Below are 25,935 nucleotides of genomic sequence, written 5' to 3'. Positions count from 1 at the left end.
CGCCCCCGAACCGCGTGCGACGATTTCCACGTGCGTGAACTGAGTGAGCTGACCGAGGTCGACGAGCCGGCGTGGCCGCTGCTCGAACAGGAACTGCGGGCGGCGAAGGTGCCCGTCCGCGTACTCGACGCCGACCCTGGGCAGGCGGCGGCCACGCTCCTCCAGACGCAGGTCACCGTCCGCTCGTTCCTCGGGGCGTTCCTGTTCCACACCGGCGGGGCGCTCGTCGACGACGGCTGGCTGCGGGTGTACGGCAGCCCGGCCGCCCACAACGACCGGCGCCTGCCCGGCCTCGCCCGGATCAACGGCTACCCCGAGGAGCCCGACCCCGCCTGGCGGCCCGCCGCCGGGCTCGTCGTCGCCCACGACGTCCTCGGCGGGGCCTTCGCGATCCAGGGCGGTACGGAGGAGGAGACCGGACTGCCGGGCCGCCCCGGCGAGATGGTGTACTTCGCCCCCGACTCGCTGCGCTGGGACGCGATCGGCGCCGGCTACGGGGCCTGGCTGTCGTGGGTCCTGGCCGGGGGCGTCGAGGAGTTCTACGAGGGTCTGCGCTGGCCCGGCTGGCGCGAGGAGGTCCCCGGCCTGACCGGCGGGGAGGGACTCAGCCTCTACCCGCCCCTGTGGTCCGCCGAGGCGCACCAGGACCTGGCCGGGACCAGCCGCGCGGTCGTCCCCCTGGGGCAGCTGCTCGGGCTCGGGCGCGAGACGGCCCTGCAGCTCGACGGGACAGACCCCGGTTTTCTGGGCGACGTGTAGGACCTGTCCGCCGCCTCAGGACCGGGCCCGCCGGACAGAGGTCCTAGTCGCCGCTCGCCGTCGCGAGGGCCTTCCGCTGCATGCTCCGCAGCGCGGCGAGCTCGTCGGCGTAGCCCGCGCCCAGCGTCTTCTCGGCGTCGGTCTGCGCCGCCGCGACGACGGCGGTGAGGCCGGTCTCGGCCTGGCAGCCCGCGTCCGCCCTGGACAGTTTCAGCTCGACCCCGGCGACGGCGTGGAGCCGGGCGGGGTCCTGGCCGGCCTGCCGGAGCTGCTCGTCCACCGTGCCCTGCGGATCGCCGAAGGCCTCCGCCTCCGTCCCCGCGGCCTTCATGCAGGTGCGCCAGGAGGTCTGCGCCTCCCGGTAGCGGCGGTCGGCCCGCACCTTCTCCACCACCGCGTCGCTCAGCACCTGGAAGGTGTTGTAGAGCTTGTAGTAATCCGCCCCGAAGAGCCGGGACTTGGCGTCGCTGACGCAGGAGTCCGCCTGGTAGAAGAACTGCCGCTTCATCGGCATCGCCAGGTTCACCCGGTGGGCGGGGGTGCCGAGCAGCGCCTCCTTCCAGCGCTTGTCCGCGCCCGCGGCGGCGTTGACGTCCGCCGGCGGCCGCATCGACAGCGCGGTGCTCGTGATGCCGTACCCGTCGTTCACCGCCTGCGCGACGCTGAGCAGCCCGTACGGGTTGACGTCGGCGAGGTGGTTCCCCGTGGCCAGCGGCTGGGGGCGGTACGTGAACCCGCGCCGCTTCATGCACGCGGCGACGAGCTCCTCCTCCGCCGTGTGCAGGGCCGTGAGCTGCGAGCCGGGGTAGTGGGTGACGCCCTGGAAGGGGCGGGGTGCGGGGAGTGGCGCGGGGCCGGGTGCGGCGGTGCCGCCGGACGTCGAGCATCCGGCGGCACCGAGACCCAGAAGCAGCGCCACGGCTGCGGTGCGTCTCCTGGAACTCATCGACTTAGTAGGTGCACCACTTGTTGGAACCGATGGTGCTCAGGTTGTCGCCGATGTCCGTCCAGCCGGTGCCGCGGTCCAGCGCCCAGCCCGTGCCCTGGTAGTTCGTGGCCTTCCACAGCACGACGTTGCAGCTGTTGCCGTTGTTGAAGGCGGAGCCGTGCAGGGCGGTCCTGAAGTTCGCGTACCCGGTCAGGTCGGCGTTGTTCTGGTACACCGTCTGGACGCTGCCCTGGTAGTTGGTGTTCCAGTACACGCACAGCCCGCCGCTGGCACAGCCCGCCGGGGCGGCGTTCGCCGCCGGCGCGACGGCCGCCGCGCCGAGGGCCACTCCCGCCGCCATGCCGAGGGCGGCGAGCGATCGCTTGAGGTTCATGAGGTCTTCTCCCGTATCTCGTGCACCGGGGTTTTCGGTGCGGCACGACACTGCCGGCGGCGGCCAACCGATCCTCAAGTCGCTTCCAACGCGCCTCCAACGGAAGGACGTTGAAGTGCAGGTCGGATGGTGTGGAGGGCGCGCCACGCCGATAGTTGAAACCGGCGACAAACGTGTTCGCGCCGATGCATTCTGGCCACCGACAGGAAGATCGACGGGGGAGTACGGGGGTACGCGATGTGGTCTGTTGTCTCGGCAGGGGAGTTGCCCGCGCAGGAACGGTTCGACTGGTTCGCCGATCTGGTCAGCCGGGAGGTGATGCCCACCGCGCTCAGCATCGACCGGACCGCCGACTTCCAGGCCGAGGCGGCCGTACTGGACCTCAAGACGGTGCGCATCGCCCGGTTCGGCTTCTCGCCCCTGCGGTCCCGCCGCACGCCCGCGCTGATCCGGCGCGGCGACCCGGAGCAGTACCAGCTGGGACTGATGCGACGCGGCGCCACCGTCCTGTCCCAGCACCGCAACGACTGCAGCGTCGGGGCGGGCGACCTGGTCTTCTGGGACACCTCGCGGCCCTCCGACGCGGCCATGCCCACCGACTCCGGGCCCGTGCAGCTGACCATGCTCCAACTCCCGCGTGACGTCCTGCCGCTGCGCTCGCGCCGGATCGACCGGCTGCTCGCCAGCCGGATCCCCGGAGGGCACGGGCTCGGGGCGGTCCTCGCCTCCTTCCTCGGCTCCCTGGAGGGCCACGCCGGGCAGTGCGCGCCCGAGGACCTGCCGCGACTCGGCTCCGTCGTCGTCGACCTCGTCGCCGCCTGCCTCGCGCAGAACCTCGACGCCGAGGAGCAACTCCCCGCCGAGGCCCGGTCGCGGGCCCTGATCCAGCGGATCCACACCTTCGTCGACGCCCACCTCGGCGATCCCGACCTCACCCCGGCCGCCGTCGCCGCCGCCCACCACGTCTCCGTACGGACCCTCCACCAGCTGTTCCAGGCGCACGGCGAGGGCGAGACCGTCCACGCCCGCATCCGGCGCCGCCGCCTGGAGCGCTGCCGCGACGAGCTCGCCCGCCCCGAACTCGCCGGACGCCCGGTGCAGGCCGTCGCCGCGCGCTGGGGGTTCAGCGGCCCGGCGGTCTTCAGCCGCGCCTTCCGGGCGGCGTACGGACTCAGCCCCACCGAGTACCGCGCGCTGAGCGTCAAGGAGGCCCGCGCCGAGCGCACAGCGGGAGGGGCCGCGCGTTCCTAGGCTCGGAGCCGTTCGACAGGCTTCGAGAGGACGGGGGAGGGATCATCATGACCAGGAACAACGACCAAGGGATCTGGGACTTCAACGAGTGAAGACGACCACCGTACGGACAGAGCGGCTCGACCTCGTTCCGCTCGCCGTCACGCACGCCGATGAGATGGCCAGGGCGCTCGCCGACCCCGCCCTGCACGTCTTCATCGGCGGCACCCCGCTGACCGGGCCCGAACTCCGGGCCCGGTACGAGCGGCTGACCGCCGGGTCCCCGGACCCGGCGGTCGTCTGGTGCAACTGGGTGGTGCGGGTCCGCGCCGAGGACCGGCTCGCCGGGACCGTGCAGGCGACGGTCACCGAGGGCGGGCGGACCGCCGAGGTCGCGTGGGTGATCGGGACCGAGTGGCAGGGGCGGGGGATCGCCCGCGAGGCGGCCGGCGCGCTCGTCGGACTGCTCGTGGACGAGGGCGTCCGTACCGTCGTCGCCCACGTCCACCCCGACCACGCGGCCTCCGCGGCCGTGGCCCGCGCGGCGGGCCTTGTGCCGACGGAGGACGAACAGGACGGCGAGATCCGCTGGGAGCTCCGGCCGTGAGCGCGGAGACGTTCTTCGTGGTCGCCCGGATCGCCGACGCCCTCGGGGCCGTCATCCTTCCCGTGGGCGGACCAGCGGAGATTCGCCACGAGGACGAACGACGCCACCTCCCGCCGGAGCTGCGGGACGAGGCGATCGTCCGCTCCTGACCGTCCATACGGCCATTCCCAGGAGGCCGAGCGCCGCCACCGCCCCCGCCGCCAGGCCCGCCCGCAGGCCCGGGGGCCGGAACGTGCACGAGAGCTCGCCGTTCTCGGCCGGGACGGCGAGGAGGCCGCCGTAGGAGAGCGGGGTGGCGTTCTCGCAGTGCCAGCCCGCGATGTGCGGGGTCGCCACGACCGCCGTGCCCGTGGAGCCCGGCGGGAGGGTGGCCCGGATGCCGTCGGACGTGACGCGGACCGATGTCGCCGCGCGGGCGCGCAGGGCCGTCACCGCCGAGCGGAGCCGGTCGTGGTCCAGGCAGCCGAGTTCGCCGGGGCCCGGGAGGTCCGGCTTCAGGCCGGGGACCCGCTGGACGCCCAGGGACGTCAGGGCCGCGCGGCGCTTCGGCCGCCCGCCCAGGAGGTGGGTCTCGCGGTCGCCCAGGCGGGCCGTGCCCGTGGCGTCCGGGGCCCAGAGGAAGACCTCCGTACCGACGCGGCACGCGCCCGCGTGCGGGGGCTCGTAGACCTCGGCGCCGAGGAGGAGTTCCTGGTTGCGGAAGGGCGACGGGCCGTAGGCCGGGGGCGGGCCCGGGGGCCGTACCGTCACCAGGGGCAGGTACGCGTCCGTACGGACGAGCTCGCCGTCCCGCCAGCGCGCGCCCACCCCGAACAGCGCGTCCGTCACCGGGTTGTCCAGGCTCAGCAGGTTCCGGCCGCGCGAGGTCCAGCCGCCGCCCAGTGCGGCGAGGGTCTCCGTCAGGACCGCCGGGGTGTGGCTGCTGTAGTAGGCGGCGCCCTGGCCGCCCAGGAGCAGCGGATCGTTGCCCGCGACCCGGGGCAGGCCGGAGTCCGTGCGGTACGCGGGCCAGCCGTCGGCCGCCGCCAGGGCCGCCGCCCGCCGCTCGTGCTCCGCGCCCCACGGCGGGTAGTCGTCGAGCCGGACGAGCCGCTCCCGGTCCGCGTACGCCGTCGTCGCCGCCGCCTGCCCGAGCAGGGTGCCGGTGACGAGGAGCGCGGCGAGGAGCCCGTACCGGCCCCGGCGGGGGAGCAGGAACGCGCCCGCCACCGCCGCCAGGCCCGCGCCCGCGAGGAGCAGCGACCAGGAGGTGAGGAGGGGGCTGGGGAGGGCCCCGGCCGTCAGGGCCAGGACGACCGCCGTACCGCCGAGCAGCGACCTGCGGTCCGGGAGGCCGTGCGCGAGGCCCGTCCAGGCGGCGAGGACGAGGACGCCGGACAGGACGAAGGTCTGGCGGTACGGGCTGCCGTTCGGGGTGGCGAAGGCGTGCCAGGCCAGGTGCGTCGGGCCCCACTGCATCGACAGCGCGACCGCCGCGCACAGGCCGCCCCACAGCCACCGCTCCCGGCCCGGCGCGTCCCGGCGGAAGAGCAGCGCCCCCGCGAGCAGCGGCACCGCCGTGCAGACGAAGGCCGCCGGGGTCGCGAAGCTGTACGTCACCGGGAGCAGCCGGGCCAGGAAGTCCGTACCGGCCGCCGGGGCGAAGTCCCGGACGACGCCCGGGTAGGCGTGCCGGGAGCCGAGGAAGACCGGGACCAGGACGGGGGCCGCGAGACCGATGCCGATCCCGGTCGTCAGCGCCGCCCGTCCCAGGACACGTACGCGGAAGGAGTCCGTGAGCGCCAGCCGGACCAGGAGCACCAGGGCGGCGCCCAGGGTCGCCATGTACGCCGTGTAGAAGTTCGCGAGCCAGCAGACCGCCACCACCAGCGGGCCCAGGAGCGGCCGCCGGCCCTCCCGTACCCACTCGCCCACCAGGCAGAGCAGCGGGAAGGAGATCAGGCCGTCCAGCCACATCGGGTTGTACGTGCCCTCCGCGAGCGACCAGCCGCACAGCGCGTACGAGGCGCCGAGGACCGAGGCCCACCACCACACGCCCGCCGGGCCGAGCCGCCGCAGCAGGAACGTCATCGCCGCCGCCGCGACCGCCGTCTTCAGGACGGTGACCGCGTACACCGCGTACTCGACGTCCCCGCGCGGGAAGAGCGCGACCAGGGGCGCGAAGGGGCTCGACAGGTAGGTGCCGTAGTCGGGCAGGAAGCTCGTGCCCCAGCCGGCCTGCCAGTCGAGCAGCAGCCCGCCGTCCGCCCGGCCGTGCAGCAGGTCCCACAGGTGCGCGTGGAACGGCACGAACTGGTTGGCGAGGTCGTTGACGGCCCGGTGGCGCGGCCCGAAGGGGAAGACCCGGGCGACGGCGTCCCCGCCGCAGACGGCGACGACGGCGAGGAGGGCGGAGAGCAGGTACGAACGCTTGGTTTTCGGCATGACGGATCGAATATGACAGCGGACGCACGGGAAATGACGGGTCCGGCGGGCCAGTTCACGCGATGGTCGCCTGAAGGTCATCCACCCGGACCGGCCGGGACACCGGGCTCCGTTGTCGTGGTCCGCGTGCTGCTCTCGATCGTCGTCCCGTGCTTCAACGAGGAGGACGTCCTCGCCCGCTTCCACGACCACGTGACCGCCGAATTCTCCCGCCTGGAGGGGGAGTTCGAGCTCGTCTACGTGGACGACGGAAGCCGGGACGGGACCCTCCCGCTCCTCCAGGAGCTCGCCGGAGCCGACCCGGACCGGGTCCGCTACCTCTCCTTCAGCCGCAACTTCGGCAAGGAGGCCGCGATGCTCGCCGGGCTCCGGCACGCCGCCGGCGACGCCGTCGTGATCATGGACGCCGACCTCCAGCACCCGCCGGAGCTCGTGCACCGCATGGTCGCCCTGCACGCCGAGGGGTACGACCAGGTCGTCGCCCGCCGCACCCGCGAGGGCGACAGGGTCACCCGTACCCTCACCGCCCGCCTCTACTACTGGGCGATCAACCGGCTCGTCGACGTCGAGCTCGTCGACGGCGTCGGCGACTTCCGGCTGCTCTCCCGCCGCGCCGCCGACGCGGTCCTCGGCCTCAGCGAGTACAACCGCTTCTCCAAGGGCCTCTTCTCCTGGGTCGGCTTCCCCACCACGACCTTCTCCTACGAGAACGCCGTCCGCGAGCAGGGCCGCTCCAAGTGGACCTTCGGCAAGCTCCTCAACTACGGCCTCGACGGACTCCTCTCCTTCAACAACAAGCCGCTGAGGGCCGCCGTCCACCTCGGCCTCCTCCTCACCGTCGTCGCCCTCGGCTACGCGGCCTGGATCGTCGGCGACGCCCTCGTCAACGGCGTCGACACCCCCGGCTACGTCACGCTCCTCGTCGCCGTCACCGCCCTCGCCGGCGTGCAGATGATGATGGCCGGACTGATCGGCGAGTACGTCGGACGCATCTACTACGAGGTCAAGCGGCGGCCGCACTACCTGCTCAAGGAGACGAGCGGCGGTTCGGGGGCGGCCGACACCCGGGTGACGGGTGAGTCGTTGTGGGAAACAGTCGCTCCGAAGTAGTGGCTCCGGCCCGGGCGACTCCCTACCATCGATCACCGCAAGGTCGTTCAACTGACGCACGACCAGCCCGGGAGGCTCCTTTGCACCGCCGCACTGCGCTCACCGTCTCCGCCGCCCTCCTCGCCGCGGCCCCGCTGCTCACCGCCTGCGGCGGCGACGCCCACCCAGGAGCGGCGGCCGTCGTCGGCGGCGAACGGATCGAGGTGTCCAGCCTCCAGGCCCAGGTCGCGGACGTCCGCGCCGCGCAGGCGGCCTCGCCGCAGTCCGCCCAGCTGGTCGCGGCCACCGGCGACCTCAGCCGCCGCAAACTCAACGTCATGATCTTCGACCGGGTCGTCGACAAGGTCGCCCGCGACAACGGCGTCAGCGCCACCCGCGCCGAACTCCAGCAGACCAAGGCCTCCTTCGTCCGCCAGGCCGGCGGCGAGGACCAGCTCGCGGCCGTCCTCCTCCAGGAGCAGGGCGTGGCACCCGACCAGATCGACGCCTTCGTCCGCCGCAACGTCCTCATGAACAAGATCGCCCGGAAGCTGGGCGTCACCGAGGACGCCGAGGGCCAGAAGAAGCTGACGGAGGTCTTCTCCGCCGCCTCCAAGGACCTCGCCGTCGACGTGAACCCGCGCTACGGCCGCTGGGACGACGCCCAGGTCCGCCTCGACACCACCTACGACGGCTCGCCCTGGCTCCGCCAGATCAGCCAGGACCCGGCCGCCGTCCCGGCAGGGGCGTGACCCGGGGTAGGTTCGAAGGGTGACTTCTGAGAGCCCCGGCCGCATCGTCCTGCTCACCGCCAGCCACCGCGTGGCCCCCGGACTGCTGTCCTGGCCCGCCTGGCAGGCGCTGCACGGGGCCGACCGGGTGCTCTGCCCCGACGAGGACCACCCCCAGCTGCCGTACCTGCGGGAGGCCGGCGTCGCCGTCGAGCACGCCCGGCCCACCGCCGAGGAGCTCGTCGAGGCCTGCGCCGGGGGCCGCACGGTCCTGCTGCTGCCCTCCGGCGAGGGCGACAGGGCGCTGACCGACGGCCTCGCCCGGCTCGCCGGCTCCGGCCGCGTGTCCATGCCCGACCTGGAGCTGCTGCCCGGCTCGTACGACCTGCCCGGCGCCCGCCTCCTCGACCTCGTGCAGGTCATGGACCGCGTCCGCCGCGAGTGCCCCTGGACCTCGCGCCAGACCCACCGGGGGCTCGCCAAGTACGCCATCGAGGAGGCGTACGAACTCGTCGAGGCGATCGAGGAGGGGGACCGGCGGGAGCTGCGCGAGGAGCTCGGGGACGTGCTGCTGCAGGTCGTCTTCCACGCCCGGATCGCCGAGGAGGACGCGGAGGAACCGTTCTCCGTGGACGACGTCGCCGGGACGCTCGTCGAGAAGCTGATCCACCGGCACCCGCACGTCTTCGGCGACGCGACCGCCGAGACCCCCGAGGACGTCCACGCGCACTGGCAGCGCACCAAGGCGATCGAGAAGCAGCGGGAGTCCGTCACGGACGGCGTGCCGCTCGGGCAGCCCGGCCTCGCGCTCGCGGCGAAGCTCGCGGGGCGGGTCCGTTCGGCGGGCCTCGACGTGAAGCTTCCGGCGGGCGAGGGCATCGGCTACGAACTCCTCGCCCTCGCGGCCCGCGCCGAGGCCTCCGGGGTGGACCCGGAGGCGGCCCTGCGCGCGGCGTCCAAGGCCTACCGGGACGCGATCCGGGCGGCGGAGGGCCTGGACGCCTAGGGCTGTCCGGCGGATCAGGTTCGGACAGGCGCTAGAGCTGGTCGCGCGGCGCCCGGGCCCCCGGGTTGTGCCAGAGGGGGGTCGGGGGGCCCAGGAGGCGTTCGGCGGCGGTGCTCGGGCGGGTGGTGAAGCGGCCGACGGACGGCAGGGCGTCGTGGTGGATGCGCGCCGGGTCGGTGCCCAGCTCCTCCAGGACCTCGCGGACCTCCGTCACGAAGGCCGGCGGCCCGGCGAGGTACACGTCGTGCTCGGGCCAGCGGCCGCAGGCCTGCAGGGCCTGGAGCAGCCGCTCCGTCGCCTGGTCCCTGCGCTGCCGGGGCGCTGCCGTGATGTAGGTGGCGTGGAGGCCGGGCAGGAGCTCCTTCAGGAGCTCGACGTCCTCGCGCCCGTACAGGTACTCCTTGGCGCGGGCCACCACGAACAGCCGGCCCTCGAGCCCGGGCTCGGCCTCGGCGGCCTCCACGAGGAGCGCCCGCACCGGGGCCCAGCCCGTACCCCCGCATATATAGGTGCGGAGGCCGCCCGGTGCGGTCCGCGCGGTGAGCGCGCCGCCGGGGGCGCTGAGCCGCAGCACCTCGCCCGGGCCCGTCTCGTCGACGAGGGCCGTGCTCATCGCGCCGCCCCTGATCCGGCTCACGTGCAGCTCCACGGTGCCGTCCGGGCGGGGCGCGTCCGCGAGGGAGTAGGTGCGCCAGACGCGCGGGACCCGCAGCGAGCTGACGCTGACGTACTGGCCGGGGCGGAACGGCAGCGGCTGCCGGGGGCGCAGGGTGAGGACGGCGAGGTCGTCGCCGTACCGCTCGTGCCGGACGACGTCCGCGTCCCACCAGGCGGGCTCCCCGGCCCCGGCCGCCTCGGCGGCACCCGCCTGCATCAGATCGGCGACGAGCCCGTACGCCTCGGTCCAGGCCTTCTCCGCCTCCACCGTCCAGGCGGAACCGGCGGCGTGCGCGAACGCGGCGAGCAGGCTCTGCCCGACCCCCGCGTACAGCGCGGGGGAGGCGAGGAACTTGCGGTGGTCGCGGCCCAGCTGCCCCAGGTACACGCCGAGCCCGGGATCCTCCAGGTGGGTCACCACATGGGTGAGCGCGGCGAAGAGCCGGTCCTTCTGGGGGAGCATGTCCTCGGGGAAGAGCTCGCGCACGCCGGGGTTGTGCCAGAAGAGGTGCGAGTAGAAGAACGTGACGGCGTGCTCGGCGCGTCTCTCGACGACCGCGAACGTGCTTCTGAGCAGCTGGGGATCCACCGACAAGAATCTAGGGCACAACCTGTACGGCTTGATCACATCTTCTCCACGAACGTGCCTCCCGGGGCCGCCCTGTACGGTCGTGACGTGAGTACGACCCCCGGCCCCGCCCCCGCCCCCGACCTCTTCACCTGGGAGTTCGCGAGCGATCCCTACCCCGCCTACGCCTGGCTGCGGGAGCACGCGCCCGTCCACCGGACGACGCTGCCCAGCGGGGTCGAGGCCTGGCTCGTGACCCGGTACGCGGACGCCCGGCAGGCCCTCGCGGACCAGCGGCTCTCCAAGAACCCCGTGCACCACGTGGAGCCCGGGAAGACCGGGATCCCCGGCGAGCGCAGCGCGGGCCTGATGACGCACCTGCTCAACATCGACCCGCCGGACCACACCCGGCTGCGGCGGCTCGTGTCGAAGGCCTTCACCCCGCGCCGGGTCGCCGAGTTCACGCCGCGCGTGCAGGAGCTGACGGACCGGCTCATCGACTCCTTCGTGGAGCGGGGGAGCGCCGACCTCATCCACGAGTTCGCCTTCCCGCTCCCCATCTACGCGATCTGCGACCTGCTCGGGGTGCCGGCGGAGGACCAGGACGACTTCCGGGACTGGGCCGGGATGATGATCCGGCACGGCGGCGGGCCGCGCGGCGGGGTCGCCCGGTCGGTGAAGAAGATGCGCGGCTATCTCGCCGAGCTCATCCACCGAAAGCGTGAAGGCCTGCGGCAAGAAGGGGCGGACGACCTGATCTCGGGGCTCATCAAGGCCTCCGACCACGGCGAGCACCTCACCGAGAACGAGGCCGCCGCGATGGCGTTCATCCTTCTCTTCGCCGGTTTCGAGACGACCGTCAACCTCATCGGCAACGGCGTCTACCAGCTGCTGCGCCACCCCGAGGAGCGCGCGCGGCTCCAGGCCTCGCTCGCCGCCGGGGAGACCGGGCTCCTGGAGACGGGCGTCGAGGAGCTGCTGCGGTACGACGGGCCCGTGGAGATGGCGACCTGGCGGTACGCGACGCGGGCGCTGACCATCGGCGGCCAGGAGATCCCGGCGGGTGACCCGGTGCTCGTGGTGCTCGCCGCCGCCGACCGGGACCCGGAGCGGTTCGAGGGTCCCGACACCCTCGACCTCGCCCGGCGCGACAACCAGCACCTCGGGTACGGGCACGGCATCCACTACTGCCTGGGCGCGCCGCTCGCCCGCCTCGAAGGGCAGACGGCGCTCGCGACCCTGCTGACTCGCCTGCCGGACCTGCGACTTGCCGCGGACCCGGCCGAACTGCGGTGGCGCGGCGGGCTCATCATGCGTGGTTTGCGTACGCTTCCGGTGGAGTTCTCCCCTTCCGTACCGCTCTTGGCTACTGACGAACCATCAGGAATGTGATCTTTACGTGATCGCGGGGCGATCGACTTGTGACGGGCGTTCGAATGCCGCTACGTTTCCCGGCAGTCTCAGCCGTCACGCGAAAGGCCCTCCTATGCGTTCCGGGAACGGACGACACCGTCGCCCCCGTCAGGCCCCCGCCCTCGTCGTCGCCGCGGGCGTCACCGGATCCGCCATGGCGCTGCCGCTGCTCGCCACCGGATCCGCCTCCGCCGCCGACGCGGCCACCTGGGACCGGGTCGCCGAGTGCGAGTCCGGCGGCCAGTGGAGCGCCAACTTCGGCAACGGGATGTACGGCGGCCTCCAGTTCACCCAGGACAGCTGGGAGCGGAACGGCGGCCTCGCGTACGCGCCCAGCCCCGACCTCGCCAGCCGCGCCCAGCAGATCGCGGTCGCCGAGAAGGCGCTCGACCGGGGCAGCAACGAGTGGGCCACCTGCGCGCCGATCGCCGGCCTGAAGAACGACGGAAAGGCCACCGGTGTGAACCCCGGCCCGACCGCCGTCCCGACGGCCCCCACGGGACCCCTCCCCGAGTCCAACCGCACCGCGGGGACCGACGCGGCGGCCGAGCGGTCCACCGCGTCCGCCACCCCCGTGACCCCCGCCACCCCCGTGACGCCGGCCACGCCGAGCGCGCCGGCGACCTCCACCGCCTCCGCCGCGCCGACCACCCCGGCCGCGTCCACCACTCCGGCGACCCCGGTCACACCCGACGCGTCCGTTACGCCCGGTACGCCGGTTTCGCCCGATGCGCCGAAGGGTGACGTGTCGTCGGCCACGCCCGGTACCGGCAAGCACCGCGGCGAAGCCGCCCCGGAGGAATCCGGCAAGGCGGGCAGCTCGGCCGAATCCGGACGACACGCGTCAAGTGCGGACAAGCCTGCGGAAAAGGTCGACGGCACGCCGGTGACTGACGAAGCGAAGGATTCGGGCGCAACGGACAGTCCGCGCACTTCGGGTGAGTACACCGTGAAGCCGGGCGACAGCCTGTCCGGCATTGCGGAGGAGAACGAACTCCCCGGAGGCTGGACCGCCCTCTACGACGCCAACAAGCAGACGGTGGGCGTCGATCCGAACCTCATCCTGCCTGGTCAGAGCCTTGACCTGACGGAGGGTTCGACGACGACGGCCGGTTAGTTCGCGGGCTTATGTCCGGTTCTGGGCAAGTGAGACATGGGTCTCTTCGCCCCAACTGGTGTGTCACGTCCGCAAACTTTGCTTCCGTCACCTCTCACCTGCGCAAACACCGCCCACCGGAGGGCAAGCAGGGGCGATATTTCCGCAATGGGCCTCTTTGAACTTCCGGTGGGTCTGTGTCTACGGTCTTCACCGCTCGCCACCGCGGGCCCCGTCGACCGAAACGCCGAATCCTGCCGTCGGTCGCCGGGAACAGTCGTCGCGCAAGCGCCGAAGGCAGGAGTGGGGGACCCAAGGTAAGTGCCGGGCCCGGCCGTTGAGACAGACGGCCGACGACCGGCTTGGGGTGAAGCCGCGTGCTAGGACGCGCGGCCGGGCAACTTTCCGGCCCGAACCCGACAGCTCACCTCACAGGCGTCGGTGAGGAGAATCCCCATGCTGTTTTCCGCCAAGGGCAAACACCGTCGTCCCTCCAAGGCCGCCCAGGTCGCCACGCTCGTCGGCGTCACCGGTGTCGCCGTCGCCGCCCCGCTGCTGACCGCGGGCACCGCCTCCGCCGCCACCACCGCCGAGTGGGACACCGTCGCCCAGTGCGAGTCCGGCGGCAACTGGTCCATCAACACCGGCAACGGCTTCTACGGCGGCCTGCAGTTCACCAACTCCACCTGGGCCGCCTTCGGTGGCACCGCCTACGCCCCGCGCGCCGACCTGGCCTCGAAGGCCCAGCAGATCGCCGTCGCCGAGAAGGTCCTCGCGGGCCAGGGCAAGGGTGCCTGGCCGAGCTGCGGCGTCGGCCTCTCCGGTGCCTCCTACGACGGTGGCGCCGCCGAGACCGCCCCGCAGCAGAGCGAGCCCCAGCAGGCCGCCCCGCAGCAGGCCGCCCCGAAGCAGCAGGCCGCCCCCCAGCAGCAGGAGCGTCGCGCCGAGGAGCCGACCACCCGCAGCGAGCAGCGCAAGGCCCCGAAGACCGTCACCACGCCGACCGGCAAGAAGGTCAAGAAGGGTGACGGCGAGTACAAGGTCGTCGCCGGCGACACCCTCAGCAAGATCGCCCAGGCGCACGGCGTCAAGGGCGGCTGGGCCAAGCTCTTCGAGCTGAACAAGGACGTCGTCGAGGACGCCGACCTCATCTACCCGGGCCAGCAGCTCCACCTGAAGTGAGCCCGGCGGCCCGCGTGAGTCCGGCGGCTCACGCGGTCCCGACGACCCTCCCGCGGTGACCACCCCGGTCCGGCGTGCCCCTTCCCCCGTGCGCGTCGGACCGGGGTTCCCCCGTTTCGGGGGACCTGACGGTTACTGTCCAGTAGATACGGGGGCCTTCGTCCCGGGATGCATGCCCTTGGGTCCTTTTTCGTCCCAGGGGGCGGGCGCCCGGCCGGCTGCGGCCCCCGAGCCGGTTAGGCTCTTGTCGCAAGGCCAAGCGACCCTGCACCGACCTTGCGTCACATCCAGCGTCACATCCCAAAAAGGAGATGCTCGTGCCGTCCATCGACGTCGTCGTAGCCCGGGAAATCCTGGACTCCCGAGGCAACCCCACGGTCGAGGTCGAGGTCGGCCTCGACGACGGCAGCACCGGCCGTGCTGCCGTTCCGTCCGGCGCCTCCACCGGTGCGTTCGAGGCCATCGAGCTCCGCGACGGTGACCCCAACCGCTACCAGGGCAAGGGTGTCGAGAAGGCCGTCCTCGCCGTCATCGAGCAGATCGGCCCGGAGCTCGTCGGCTACGACGCCACCGAGCAGCGCCTGATCGACCAGGCCATGTTCGACCTGGACGCCACGGAGAACAAGGGCTCGCTCGGCGCCAACGCCATCCTCGGCGTCTCCCTCGCCGTCGCGCACGCCGCCTCTGAGGCCAGCGACCTCCCCCTCTTCCGCTACCTGGGCGGCCCGAACGCGCACCTGCTGCCCGTTCCGATGATGAACATCCTCAACGGTGGGTCGCACGCCGACTCCAACGTCGACATCCAGGAGTTCATGATCGCCCCGATCGGCGCGGAGTCCTTCTCCGAGGCCCTCCGCTGGGGCACCGAGGTCTACCACACCCTCAAGGCCGTCCTGAAGGGCAAGGGCCTCTCCACCGGCCTCGGCGACGAGGGCGGCTTCGCCCCGAACCTGGACTCCAACCGCGAGGCGCTCGACCTCATCCTGGAGGCCATCAAGCAGGCCGGCTACGTCCCGGGCAAGGACATCGCGCTCGCGCTCGACGTCGCCGCGTCCGAGTTCTACAAGGACGGCAAGTACGAGTTCGAGGGCAAGTCCCGCTCGGCCGCCGAGATGACCGAGTACTACGAGGAGCTCGTCTCCGCGTACCCGCTCGTCTCCATCGAGGACCCGCTGTTCGAGGACGACTGGGCCGGCTGGAAGGTCATCACCGAGAAGCTCGGCTCCAAGGTCCAGCTCGTCGGCGACGACCTCTTCGTCACCAACCCGGAGCGCCTGGCCCGCGGCATCGAGGAGGGCACCGCCAACGCCCTCCTGGTCAAGGTCAACCAGATCGGCTCGCTGACCGAGACCCTGGACGCCGTCGAGCTCGCCCAGCGCAACGGCTTCAAGTGCATGATGTCCCACCGCTCCGGCGAGACCGAGGACGTCACCATCGCCGACCTCGCCGTCGCCACCAACTGCGGCCAGATCAAGACCGGCGCCCCGGCCCGCTCCGAGCGCGTCGCCAAGTACAACCAGCTCCTGCGCATCGAGGAGATCCTCGACGACGCCGCGGTCTACGCCGGCCGCAGCGCCTTCCCGCGCTTCAAGGGCTGAGCAGGCCTGACGCTGTAGATACGTACGTCCCCGTACTCGGTCCCGTACCGTGTGCGGGGACGTCCGCGTGAACAGGGGAGGCGACACGACATGGCCGCGAAGGACCGGGACCGGTTCTCGACCGCGACCCGGATCAGGCTGCTCGGCGAGCAGACCGCCGCCCGTGTCTACCGCTCCCAGACCCGCCGCCAGGCCCGCCGCTCCCGGCTCACCGGCCGCGCGGCCTTCCTCGCCCTCGTGGTCTGCTCCCTCGTCGTGGCCCTCGCCTACCCGATGCGGAGCTACGTCTCCCAGCAGGGCGAGATCGCCGAGCAGGAGCGCAGGGCCGCCGAGGCCGCCCGGCGGGTCGAGGAACTGAAGGACGAGAAGGCCCGCCTCCAGGACCCGGCCTACGTCCGCCGCCTCGCCCGCGAGCACCTGCACTACGTGCTCCCCGGCGAGACCGGCTTCACCGTGAACGACCCCGACGCGGAGCAACGGCCCCGCGCCGACCAGGGGCCGGAGGACCGCCCCTGGTACGACAACCTGTGGGACGGCGTGGACCACGCCGACCGTCACTGAACAACCCAGGACCCGACATGGAAACGCCCCCTCCGCAGACCGAACGCACCGAGCCCACCGACACGGACATCGCCGCCTTCGAGCTCCAGCTCGGCCGCCCGCCCCGCGGCCTGCGCGCCATCGCGCACCGCTGCCCGTGCGGCAACCCGGACGTCGTCGAGACCGCGCCCCGGCTCCCCGACGGCACGCCGTTCCCGACCACGTACTACCTGACCTGCCCGCGTGCGGCCTCGGCCATCGGCACGCTGGAGGCCAACGGGGTCATGAAGGAGATGCAGGCCCGGCTCGCCACCGACCCGGAGCTCGCCGCCGCCTACCGGGCCGCGCACGAGGACTACATCGCCCGCCGTGACGCCATCGAGGTCCTGGAGGGCTTCCCGAGCGCCGGCGGCATGCCGGACCGGGTCAAGTGCCTGCACGTCCTCGTCGGCCACTCCCTCGCCGCGGGACCGGGCGTGAACCCGTTCGGCGACGAGGCGCTCGCGATGCTGCCGGAGTGGTGGGCGAAGGGCCCCTGCGTGAACCCGTGTGCGGAGAAGGAGGGCGAGGAGAAGTGACCCGGGTCGCCGGAATCGACTGCGGTACGAACTCCATCCGCCTCCTCGTCGCCGACGTCCACCCGGAGACGGGTGACCTGATCGAGCTGGACCGGCGGATGACGATCGTCCGGCTCGGCCAGGGCGTCGACAAGACCGGCCGGCTGGCCCCCGAGGCCCTGGAGCGGACCTTCGCGGCCTGCCGCGAGTACGCCGCGGTCATCAAGGAGCTGGGCGCCGAGCGGCTCCGCTTCGTCGCCACCTCCGCCTCCCGCGACGCCGAGAACCGCCAGGACTTCGTGGACGGGGTCGTGGAGATCCTGGGCGTCGAGCCCGAGGTGATCACCGGCGACCAGGAGGCCGAGTTCTCCTTCACCGGCGCCACCGGCTCGCTGCACGGGGACGACCGGCGCCTGGTCCTGGACATCGGCGGCGGCTCCACCGAGTTCGTGGTCGGCAACCGGCACGTCGAGGCCGCCCGCTCCGTCGACATCGGCTGCGTCCGGCTCACCGAGCGGCACGTCCGCCACGACCCGCCGACCGCCGAGGAGGTCGCCGCGATCCGCGCCGACGTCCGTACCGCGCTCGACCTGGCCGCCGAGACCGTCCCGATCGACACGGCCGACACCCTCGTCGGACTCGCCGGCTCGGTCACCACGGTCGCCGCGATCGCCCTCGGGCTCCCGGAGTACGACTCCGAGAAGGTCCACCACTCCCGGATCACGGCCGCCCAGGTCGCCGAGGTCACGGACCGGCTCCTCGCCTCCACCCACGACGAGCGGGCCGCGATCCCCGTCATCCACCCCGGCCGGGTCGACGTGATCATCGCCGGAGCCCTCGTCCTGCGGGAGATCGTGGAGCGCGTCGGAGCCTCCGAGGTCGTCGTCAGCGAGCACGACATTCTCGATGGGATCGCCCTATCCGTGGCATAGCGGGCGGCTATCGAGCCCCCCGGCGACACCCCGTCGGAAAAGGTTCGTGAAGTTCTTCACAAGGAAAAGGGCCCTGATGGCGCCCGAGGAAGGTCATTAGGCCCTCCGAGGGGCGTCTCAGGGCCCTTTCGCAGGTCCGGAGGCCGATTCGCTCGATGTTTCCATCGTGTGAAGCAGGAGTCCGGTTCAGCGTTAACGGGGGCTCTCCAGGCCAGTTCACAAGGGGTGAACAACGTTCGCCCTTGCATCCCGGTTCCTTTGCAGCACCATGACATGGATCACGTGGGCGGCGGAGTGTAGCAGAGGTGTCCCCGAAGCTTGTGAAGGGGCGCACGAGCACCCCCCTCAGGAGGGGTGGATACTCGATCCCATGAGCACCACGGAGCGTCCCAGGATCCTCGTAGTAGGCGGCGGGTACGTAGGCCTGTACGCAGCTCGGCGCATCCTCAAGAAGATGCGCTACGCGGAGGCGACCGTCACGGTCGTCGACCCGCGGTCGTACATGACCTACCAGCCCTTCCTCCCCGAAGCCGCCGCCGGCAGCATCTCTCCGCGTCACGTCGTCGTCCCGCTGCGACGCGTCGTCCGCGGAGCCGAGGTGCTCACCGGCCGGGTCACCACCATCGACCAGGACCGCAAGGTCGCCACGATCGCGCCGCTCGTCGGCGAGGCGTACGAGCTGCCGTTCGACTACCTGGTCATCGCCATGGGCGCGGTCTCCCGCACCTTCCCGATCCCCGGTCTCGCCGAGCAGGGCATCGGCATGAAGGGCATCGAGGAGGCCATCGGCCTGCGCAACCACGTCCTCGAGCAGCTCGACAAGGCCGACTCGACGACCGACGAGGAGGTCCGCCGCAAGGCGCTGACCTTCGTCTTCGTGGGCGGCGGCTTCGCCGGCGCGGAGACCATCGGCGAGGTCGAGGACATGGCCCGCGACGCCGCGAAGTACTACCAGAACGTGTCGCGCGAGGACATGCGCTTCATCCTGGTCGACGCGGCCGACAAGATCCTCCCCGAGGTGGGCCCGAAGCTCGGCCAGTACGGCAAGGAGCACCTGGAGTCCCGCGGTATCGAGATCTACCTCGAGACCTCCATGGACTCCTGCGTCGACGGCCACGTCGTGCTGAAGAACGGCCTCGAGGTCGACTCCAGCACGATCGTCTGGACCGCCGGTGTGAAGCCGAACCCGGCGCTCTCCCGCTTCGGTCTGCCGCTCGGCCCCCGCGGCCACGTGGACTGCAACGAGAAGCTCCAGGTCAACGGCCTCGACTACGTCTGGGCCGCGGGCGACAACGCCCAGGTCCCGGACCTGGCCTCGATCAAGGCCGGCGTCCCGCGCGAGCGCGCCTGGTGCCCGCCGAACGCCCAGCACGCGCTGCGCCAGGCCAAGGTCCTCGGCGACAACGTGGTGGCCGGCATGCGCGGCTTCCCGCAGAAGGAGTACAGCCACGCCAACAAGGGCGCCGTGGCCGGCCTCGGTCTGCACAAGGGCGTCGCCATGATCGTCATGGGCAAGATGAAGATCAAGCTCAAGGGCCGTCTCGCCTGGTACATGCACCGTGGCTACCACGGCATGGCGATGCCGACCTTCAACCGCAAGATCCGCGTCTTCGCCGACTGGACCCTCGGCATGTTCCTCAAGCGCGAGGTCGTGTCGCTCGGTGCCATGGAGACGCCGCGCGAGGAGTTCTACGAGGCGGCCAAGCCCGCCCCGGCGCCGGCCGCCCCGGCGCAGGAGAAGGCCAAGGCCTGACCCGTGGCACCCCTGTAGTACCGGCACCACCAGCAGTACAAGAGCAGTACAAGAGCAGTACACGCAAGGCCGTAAAAGGGCCGTCCGCCATCCGTGGTGCGGACGGCCCTTCGCGTGTTTTGCCGACTCGTTGCGCGGGCCGGGACTGCAAACACCTACGGACGGTGTTCCCTTGGTGACGAACATTTCTGGGGCACGAGATCACGGAGGTGTGCACCATGGCCGACGCCGCGTCGCGGCTGACGACACTCGCCGAGGAACTCCTCGGAGGACCGCTCCCGGTCCGCCTGCGAGCCTGGGACGGCAGCGAAGCCGGTCCGAAAGGCGGCCCCGTCCTGATCGTCCGCGACCGCCGGGCCCTGCGCAGGATGATCTGGAAGCCCGGCGAACTGGGCCTGGCCCGCGCCTGGGTGGCCGGTGAGATCGACGTCGAGGGAGACCTCTACGAACTCCTGGACCGCCTCTCGGGCCTCCTGTGGGAGCGCGGCGGGGAGACCAGGAGCCTGCTCGACTCCGTACGCGATCCCAGGCTCCGCGCCGCCGCCCGCTCCCTGCTGCGGCTCGCCGGGCCCCTGCCGCCGCCGCAGCCCCCGGCCGAGGAGGTGCGCGGCCGCCACGGCAGCCGGCACAGCAGGCGCCGCGACAAGCAGGCGATCAGTCACCACTACGACGTGGGCAACGACTTCTACGAACTGGTCCTCGGTCCTTCGATGGTCTACTCGTGCGCGTACTGGACCGAGGACGGGACGCTCGAGGACGCCCAGCGCGACAAGCTGGACCTCATCGCCCGCAAGCTGAACCTCAAGGAGGGCGACCGGCTCCTCGACGTCGGCTGCGGCTGGGGCTCCATGGCCATCCACGCCGCCCGCGAGTACGGGGCGAAGGTCGTCGGCGTCACCCTCTCCCGCGAACAGGCCGTCTACGCCCGCAAGAGGGTCGCCGACGAGGGCCTCGCCGACCTGATCGAGATCCGGGTCCAGGACTACCGCGATGTCGCCGACGGCCCGTACGACGCGATCTCCTCGATCGGCATGGCCGAGCACGTCGGCGCCGCGAAGTACCGGGAGTACGCCGACGACCTGTACGCCCTCCTCAAGCCCGGCGGGCGGCTCCTGAACCACCAGATCTCCCGGCGTCCCGAGCCCGACGAGGACGCCTACGAGATCGACGCCTTCATCGACGCGTACGTCTTCCCCGACGGCGAACTCTCCCCCATGGGCAGCACCCTGACGACCCTGGAGGACGCCGGCTTCGAGGTCCGGGACGTGGAGGCGATCCGCGAGCACTACGCGCTCACCCTGCGCCGCTGGGTGGCCAACCTGGAGGCCGACTGGGACCGGGCGGTCCGGCTCACCTCGCCCGGCCGGGCCCGGATCTGGCGGCTCTACATGGCGGCCTCGGCGGTCTCCTTCGAACGCAACCGGATCGGCGTGAACCAGTTCCTCGCGGTGAAGACGCCGGTGTCGGGGAAGAGCGGGACGGCGCTGCGGCCGCGGGTCTGGCAGGAGTGAGACGACGAAGGGCCGGTCTCCCCGACGGGGGAGACCGGCCCTTCGCGTATCCGTACTACTCGGCCTTGATGGCGGAGAGCATGTTCAGCTTGGCGGCGCTGCGGGCCGGCCACAGGGAGGCGAGGACGCCGACCAGGGCGGCCAGGACCAGGAAGAGCCCGATCCGGTCCCAGGGAAGGACCAGGGCGTAGCCCGGCAGGCTGCTCTTGATGGTCTCGCCGACGGCCCAGCCGAGGAACGAGCCGAGGCCGATGCCGATGATCGCGCCGAACACCGAGATGACGACGGCCTCCAGACGGACCATCCGCTTCACCCGGCGCCGGTCGAGACCGATCGCCCGCAGCATGCCGATCTCCTGCTGGCGCTCGAAGACGGACATCGCGAGGGTGTTGACGACGCCGAGGACGGCGATGATCAGGGCCATGCCGAGCAGGCCGTACATGATGTTCAGCAGCACGTTGATCGGGCCGCCGAAGGTGTCACGGATGTCCTTGTGGTCCATGACGGTGATGGCCGGGTTGTCGCCCATGGCCTTCGACAGGGCCTTCTCGTTGGCCGCCGAGGCGCCGCCGTCCGTCTTCACGAAGATCTGCGGGATGTACGGCTGCTGCTCGTGCGCGTCGAGGAGCTTCTTGTCGACGAGGACGGGCGAGACGAAGTCGCTGCTCTCGTAGATCGCGCCGATCGTCAGCTTGGTCTTCTGCTTGTCCATGTACTCCGCCGGGACCGTGGCGCCGACCTTCAGGCCGCGCTTCTCGGCGGTCTTGCTGTCGACGGCGATCTGCCCCTTGGCGAGGGAGTTCATCGAGCCGTTCACGACGTCGAGCTTGAGGACCTTCTCGATGGCGCCGGGGGTGACGCCGGAGGCGGAGGTGAACTTGCCCTCGATCTCCAGGGCGCCGGCCTGCTGCGGGGAGACCGCCGCGACGCCGGGGGCCTTCTCCAGGGCCGTCAGGGCCTCGTCGCTGAGGCCGGTGCCGCTGGCCATGGTGACCATGTAGTCGGCCTTGATCTGGTCGGTCGTCGCCTTGTCGAGGGCCGAGCCGACCGTGGCGCCGAGCACCGAGAGGCCGGTGACGAGGGTCAGGCCGATGGCGAGCGCGGAGGCGGTGGCACCGGTGCGGCGCGGGTTGCGGACCGCGTTCAGGCCGGCGAGCTTGCCGGAGACCCCGAAGACGCCGACGAACAGCGGGCGGATCAGGGCGATCACGGGCCGGGACAGCATCGGGATGAGCACGATGACGCCGATGAGGGTGAGGAACGCGCCGCCCGCGATGAACATGCGGCCCTCGTCGCCGCCCTGGCCGGCGCCGAGCACGATCAGGACGACACCGAGCGCGGTGAGCACGGCACCGAAGGAGTTGCGCAGGACGAGCGACTTGGTGCTGGCGGTGGCGTGGACGCTGCTCATCGCGGCGACCGGCGGGATCTTCGCGGCGCGGCGGCCGGGCAGCCAGGCGGCGAGCATGGTGATCAGGACGCCGACGCCGAAGGCGGCGAGGGCCGGGGTGGCTTCGAGGACCAGGTCGCCGGCCGGGACCTTCAGGTCGAAGGCGCTCATGGCCGAACGGAGGCCGACGGCCAGGCCGATGCCGAGGGCGTAGCCGACGGCGGAGGCGACCAGGCCGACGAGACCGGCCTCGGCGAGGACGGAGCGGGTGATCTGCTTCCGGGAGGCGCCGACCGCGCGCATCAGCGCGAGTTCCTTGGTGCGCTGCGCGACCAGCATCGTGAAGGTGTTGGAGATCAGGAAGATCCCGACGAAGAGCGCGATGCCGGCGAAGCCGAGGAGGACCTGGTTGAGGGCGCCGAGGCCGGCCTCGATGTCCTTCGCCTGCTGGTCGGCGAGGGCCTGGCCGGTCTGCGCGGTGGCGGCCTTCGGGACGACCTTCAGGACCTCGTCGAGGAGCTTGTCGGCGTCCGCGCCGGGGGCGGCGGTGACGGTCAGGTTCTGGAACCAGCCGGGCTTCAGGTAGAGCTTCTGGGCGACGGAGGTGTCGAAGACGATCAGGCTGCCGCCGGCGTTGACGGCGCCGTCCTCGGTCGTGAAGACGCCGGAGAGGGTGTACTCCTTCACCGGGCCGTTGGTGGCGACGCGGACGGTGTCGCCGACCTTGTAGCCGCCCTTGTCGGCGGTGTCCTTGTCGAGCGCGACCTGCGTGTCCTCGACCGGGCCGTTGCCGGCGGTGAACGCGTACGCGCGGTCCTTGCCGTCCTTGCCGGGGGCGAAGTTGGTGCCCTTGTTGGACCAGCCGACGCCGATCAGCTTGCCGTCCTTGTCGGGCACACCGGCGAAGCCTTCGACGCGGGGGTTGACGGAGGCGACCCCGTCGAGCTTCGCGACCCTGTCGACGACCTGCTGGGAGAGGCCGGGGGTCTTCCGGGCCTCTTCGGGGTTCGGGTTCATCTCGACGGCGACGGCCACGTCGTCGTAGCTCTTGGCCGACTGGTTGCGGAAGGCGTTGGAGAGGGTGTCGGTGAAGACGAGGGTGCCGGAGACGAAGGCCACGCCGAGCATCACGGCGAGGACGGTCATCAGCAGTCTCGCCTTGTGCGCGAGGACGTTGCGCAGGGCGGTACGGAACATGGGTGGGTCCTGGAGTTCGAGGAGGCGGAGGGCGGGGGCGACTGCGCGTCAGCTCGTACGGCCCTTGGCGTCGAAGGCCTTCATGCGGTCGAGGACGCCGTCCGCCGTCGGGCGGAGCATCTCGTCGACGATCCGGCCGTCCGCGAGGAAGATCACGCGGTCCGCGTAGGAGGCGGCCACCGCGTCGTGGGTGACCATGACGACGGTCTGGCCCAGCTCCCGTACCGAGTTGCGCAGGAAGCCGAGGACCTCGGCGCCCGAGCGGGAGTCCAGGTTTCCGGTGGGCTCGTCGCCGAAGATGATCTCGGGGCGCGAGGCGAGGGCGCGGGCCACGGCCACGCGCTGCTGCTGGCCGCCGGAGAGCTCGGAGGGGCGGTGGCTGAGCCGGCCGGAGAGGCCGAGCATGTCGATGACCTGCTGGACCCACTGCTTGTCGGCCTTGCGGCCCGCGATGTCCATCGGCAGCGTGATGTTCTCCAGGGCCGTCAGCGTCGGCAGCAGGTTGAAGGCCTGGAAGATGAAGCCGATCTTGTCCCGGCGCAGCTGGGTGAGCTGCTTGTCCTTCAGGGTGGAGAGCTCCGTCTCGCCGATCCGGACCGAGCCGGAGGAGAAGGAGTCCAGGCCGGCGACGCAGTGCATGAGCGTCGACTTGCCGGAGCCGGAGGGGCCCATGATCGCGGTGAACTCGCCCTGGCGGAAGTCCACGGTGACATGGTCGAGGGCGACCACCTGGGTCTCGCCCTGTCCGTAGACCTTCGAGAGATCCGTGGCGCGGGCGGCCACCGCGGTGGCGCGGGACACGGTGGGGGTGGTGGTCACGGGAGGACTCCTGTCACTGCGACGGCGATTCGGGAACCCCTCCATCGTGTCGAGCGTTATGGCCCCGGTCGTCCGCCCACGTGCCCGTTCCGGGGGCCGACTCGAGTCTGACCGGGGGGCCGGTCCCTCCTCCTTTGGGATGACGGGACCCCTGACTCCGTCCGGCGGGGAACCCACCGGACGGAGGTGACAGACCTGCGGCGACTTTTCGTCATTCCAGGGGGTGCCGCTTTGCGCCTGCGACCCCAGTCACAGTTTGGCGAAACCGCCCCGACCTGCACTGACGCACCCTCAGACGTCAATAAAATAAGACAACATCGGGCCGATGTTCCGCTGATCGGGGGAAGGCGTCCCGATAGGCTCATGTGCCAACGCGGAGCTTCGCGGCGACGCCCGGATGGTGGAATGCAGACACGGCGAGCTTAAACCTCGCTGGCCTTCGGGCCGTACCGGTTCGAGTCCGGTTCCGGGCACCATGGTTTCGCCGGTCCGGCAGCCGCTCCGGCGGCACGGGGCGAGCCCGGTCGTGCGGGGACCCCGACCGCCGACGAAGATCGAGAACTCACGGGAAAAGATCCTCCCCGAGCACTAGGGAGTTTCTTTTGCCTACGCATTACTCTTGACGCAGGGTCGCGCCGTGCGGTCCGCCATGGAGGAGTGAGATGAGGAGCAGCAACCCGGTCTTCTCGCGACGGGGGTTCAGCCGCGACGCCGGCTACGCGGGCTTCAACGCGCAGCAGCCGCAGGCCGGGGGCCCCGCCGTCGGAACCAACCCGTACGCCACGGGCAACCCGTACGCGACCAACCCGTACGCCCCGCAGGACACCCAGCTCGGCGCCCCGCAGCAGGCCCGCGGCAACGTGATGACGATCGACGACGTCGTGAGCCGTACGGCCATGACGCTCGGCACGGTCGTGCTCACCGCCGTCCTGTCCTGGCTGCTGCTGCCGGTCGACCCCGCGAACCTCAACAAGTCGTACGGCATCGCCGTCGGCGCCGGTCTGGTCGCCCTGGTCCTGTCGCTGGTGCAGTCCTTCAAGCGCAAGCCGACGCCCGCGCTGATCCTGGGCTACGCCGCCTTCGAGGGCGTCTTCCTCGGCGTGCTCTCCGCCGTCGTCTCGACGTACATCGCCGACGGCGTGGTCATCCAGGCGGTCCTGGGCACGATGGCGGTCTTCGCCGGTGTGCTCATCGCCTACAAGATGGGCTGGATCCGCGTCACCCGCCGCTTCTACGGCTTCGTGATGGCCGCCGCGATCGGCTTCGTGCTGCTCATGGCCGTCAACCTGCTGTTCGCCGTCTTCGGCGGCGGTGACGGCCTCGGCTTCCGCAGCGGCGGCCTCGGCATCGTCTTCGGCGTCATCGGCATCATCCTGGGCGCCTGCTTCCTCGCCCTCGACTTCAAGCAGGTCGAGGACGGCGTGACCTACGGCGCGCCGCGCGAGGAGGCCTGGCTGGCCGCCTTCGGTCTCACCATGACCCTGGTGTGGATCTACCTGGAGATGCTGCGTCTGCTGTCGATCCTGCAGGGCGACGACTGACGCGTACCGAGGT

General features: G+C 71.6%; 22 protein-coding genes, 1 tRNA gene and 1 riboswitch. Of the genes, 17 read left to right on the top strand and 6 right to left on the bottom strand.

The annotated features are described in order from the left end of the window. Positions 1-30: 30 nt before the first annotated feature. Complete coding sequence (locus SVTN_RS15185; protein WP_041129584.1) at positions 31-759, top strand: DUF2625 domain-containing protein; 729 nt, start codon at positions 31-33, stop codon at positions 757-759. 43 nt (positions 760-802) lie between these two features. On the opposite strand, the gene SVTN_RS15180 is transcribed toward SVTN_RS15185, so the two are convergent. Both SVTN_RS15180 and SVTN_RS15175 read right to left on the bottom strand, forming a co-directional pair. Next, positions 803-1,678, bottom strand: a complete 876-nt coding sequence (locus tag SVTN_RS15180) for a hypothetical protein (protein ID WP_078908362.1) — start codon at positions 1,676-1,678, stop codon at positions 803-805. A gap of 31 nt (positions 1,679-1,709) precedes the next feature. Beyond that, a complete protein-coding gene (locus SVTN_RS15175) occupies positions 1,710-2,081 on the bottom strand; it encodes a peptidase inhibitor family I36 protein (RefSeq protein ID WP_041129582.1) in 372 nt (123 codons plus the stop codon). Between the two features lie 237 nt (positions 2,082-2,318). Between SVTN_RS15175 and SVTN_RS15170 the strand changes: the two genes are divergently transcribed. Continuing rightward, a complete protein-coding gene (locus SVTN_RS15170) occupies positions 2,319-3,332 on the top strand; it encodes an AraC-like ligand-binding domain-containing protein (protein ID WP_041129581.1) in 1,014 nt (337 codons plus the stop codon). Positions 3,333-3,420: 88 nt separating this feature from the next. Beyond that, positions 3,421-3,918, top strand: coding sequence for a GNAT family N-acetyltransferase (locus SVTN_RS15165; protein WP_041129580.1), 498 nt, complete (start codon positions 3,421-3,423; stop codon positions 3,916-3,918). A 51-nt stretch (positions 3,919-3,969) separates the two neighbouring features. On the opposite strand, the gene SVTN_RS15160 is transcribed toward SVTN_RS15165, so the two are convergent. Next, on the bottom strand, positions 3,970-6,342 hold the full coding sequence (locus SVTN_RS15160; RefSeq protein WP_078908360.1) for a YfhO family protein: 2,373 nt from the start codon (positions 6,340-6,342) through the stop codon (positions 3,970-3,972). Positions 6,343-6,468: 126 nt separating this feature from the next. Between SVTN_RS15160 and SVTN_RS15155 the strand changes: the two genes are divergently transcribed. The 3 genes from SVTN_RS15155 to SVTN_RS15145 all read left to right on the top strand — a co-directional run bounded on the left by SVTN_RS15155 (position 6,469) and on the right by SVTN_RS15145 (position 9,168). Next, complete coding sequence (locus SVTN_RS15155) at positions 6,469-7,452, top strand: glycosyltransferase family 2 protein (RefSeq protein ID WP_041133907.1); 984 nt, start codon at positions 6,469-6,471, stop codon at positions 7,450-7,452. Positions 7,453-7,532: 80 nt separating this feature from the next. Further along, the gene (locus tag SVTN_RS15150) at positions 7,533-8,183 is read left to right on the top strand and encodes a SurA N-terminal domain-containing protein (protein ID WP_041129579.1); all 651 of its coding nucleotides are present in this window, start codon (positions 7,533-7,535) and stop codon (positions 8,181-8,183) included. Between the two features lie 19 nt (positions 8,184-8,202). Next, positions 8,203-9,168, top strand: a complete 966-nt coding sequence (locus SVTN_RS15145) for a nucleoside triphosphate pyrophosphohydrolase (protein ID WP_041129578.1) — start codon at positions 8,203-8,205, stop codon at positions 9,166-9,168. A 31-nt stretch (positions 9,169-9,199) separates the two neighbouring features. Here SVTN_RS15145 and SVTN_RS15140 read toward each other — a convergent pair whose 3' ends face one another. Beyond that, on the bottom strand, positions 9,200-10,414 hold the full coding sequence (locus SVTN_RS15140) for a globin domain-containing protein (protein ID WP_041133906.1): 1,215 nt from the start codon (positions 10,412-10,414) through the stop codon (positions 9,200-9,202). Positions 10,415-10,501: 87 nt separating this feature from the next. On the opposite strand from SVTN_RS15140, the gene SVTN_RS15135 reads away from it, so the two are divergent. The 9 genes from SVTN_RS15135 (at position 10,502) to SVTN_RS15095 (ending at position 20,975) form a co-directional block, all read left to right on the top strand. Further along, on the top strand, positions 10,502-11,785 hold the full coding sequence (locus SVTN_RS15135) for a cytochrome P450 family protein (RefSeq protein WP_041129577.1): 1,284 nt from the start codon (positions 10,502-10,504) through the stop codon (positions 11,783-11,785). Positions 11,786-11,879: 94 nt separating this feature from the next. Continuing rightward, positions 11,880-12,923, top strand: a complete 1,044-nt coding sequence (locus tag SVTN_RS15130; RefSeq protein WP_041129576.1) for a transglycosylase family protein — start codon at positions 11,880-11,882, stop codon at positions 12,921-12,923. Positions 12,924-13,181: 258 nt separating this feature from the next. After that, positions 13,182-13,355: riboswitch (cyclic di-AMP (ydaO/yuaA leader) on the top strand. Between the two features lie 3 nt (positions 13,356-13,358). After that, positions 13,359-14,084 carry a LysM peptidoglycan-binding domain-containing protein gene (locus SVTN_RS15125; RefSeq protein WP_041129575.1) on the top strand — a complete coding sequence of 242 codons (726 nt, stop codon included), beginning with the start codon at positions 13,359-13,361 and terminating at the stop codon, positions 14,082-14,084. A gap of 311 nt (positions 14,085-14,395) precedes the next feature. Next, positions 14,396-15,682 (top strand): phosphopyruvate hydratase, encoded by a 1,287-nt coding sequence (gene eno, locus SVTN_RS15120; RefSeq protein WP_041129574.1) that lies wholly within the window; start codon positions 14,396-14,398, stop codon positions 15,680-15,682. A gap of 90 nt (positions 15,683-15,772) precedes the next feature. Continuing rightward, positions 15,773-16,243, top strand: a complete 471-nt coding sequence (locus SVTN_RS15115) for an FtsB family cell division protein (protein WP_041129573.1) — start codon at positions 15,773-15,775, stop codon at positions 16,241-16,243. A 17-nt stretch (positions 16,244-16,260) separates the two neighbouring features. Next, entirely contained in the window at positions 16,261-16,800 is a 540-nt protein-coding gene (locus tag SVTN_RS15110; protein WP_041129572.1) for a DUF501 domain-containing protein, read from the top strand. Further along, on the top strand, positions 16,797-17,711 hold the full coding sequence (locus tag SVTN_RS15105; protein ID WP_041129571.1) for a Ppx/GppA phosphatase family protein: 915 nt from the start codon (positions 16,797-16,799) through the stop codon (positions 17,709-17,711). Before SVTN_RS15110 ends, SVTN_RS15105 begins: the two co-directional genes overlap by 4 nt. 370 nt (positions 17,712-18,081) lie before the next feature. Then, positions 18,082-19,464 (top strand): NAD(P)/FAD-dependent oxidoreductase, encoded by a 1,383-nt coding sequence (locus SVTN_RS15100; protein WP_078908359.1) that lies wholly within the window; start codon positions 18,082-18,084, stop codon positions 19,462-19,464. 218 nt (positions 19,465-19,682) lie between these two features. Then, positions 19,683-20,975 carry an SAM-dependent methyltransferase gene (locus SVTN_RS15095; RefSeq protein ID WP_041129569.1) on the top strand — a complete coding sequence of 431 codons (1,293 nt, stop codon included), beginning with the start codon at positions 19,683-19,685 and terminating at the stop codon, positions 20,973-20,975. Between the two features lie 55 nt (positions 20,976-21,030). On the opposite strand, the gene SVTN_RS15090 is transcribed toward SVTN_RS15095, so the two are convergent. Both SVTN_RS15090 and SVTN_RS15085 read right to left on the bottom strand, forming a co-directional pair. Beyond that, positions 21,031-23,562 (bottom strand): ABC transporter permease, encoded by a 2,532-nt coding sequence (locus tag SVTN_RS15090; protein WP_041129568.1) that lies wholly within the window; start codon positions 23,560-23,562, stop codon positions 21,031-21,033. Positions 23,563-23,610: 48 nt separating this feature from the next. Then, the gene (locus tag SVTN_RS15085; protein WP_041129567.1) at positions 23,611-24,381 is read right to left on the bottom strand and encodes an ABC transporter ATP-binding protein; all 771 of its coding nucleotides are present in this window, start codon (positions 24,379-24,381) and stop codon (positions 23,611-23,613) included. A 391-nt stretch (positions 24,382-24,772) separates the two neighbouring features. Between SVTN_RS15085 and SVTN_RS15080 the strand changes: the two genes are divergently transcribed. Continuing rightward, positions 24,773-24,857, top strand: a tRNA-Leu gene (locus tag SVTN_RS15080). A 186-nt stretch (positions 24,858-25,043) separates the two neighbouring features. After that, a complete protein-coding gene (locus SVTN_RS15075; RefSeq protein ID WP_041129566.1) occupies positions 25,044-25,922 on the top strand; it encodes a Bax inhibitor-1/YccA family protein in 879 nt (292 codons plus the stop codon). The last annotated feature ends 13 nt before the right edge of the window (positions 25,923-25,935 follow it).

This window comes from Streptomyces vietnamensis, assembly GCF_000830005.1.
Classification (GTDB): Bacteria; Actinomycetota; Actinomycetes; order Streptomycetales; family Streptomycetaceae; genus Streptomyces; species Streptomyces vietnamensis.
The sequence above is the reverse complement of the archived record's forward strand: the minus strand, read 5'-3'. Positions and strand labels throughout refer to the sequence as shown.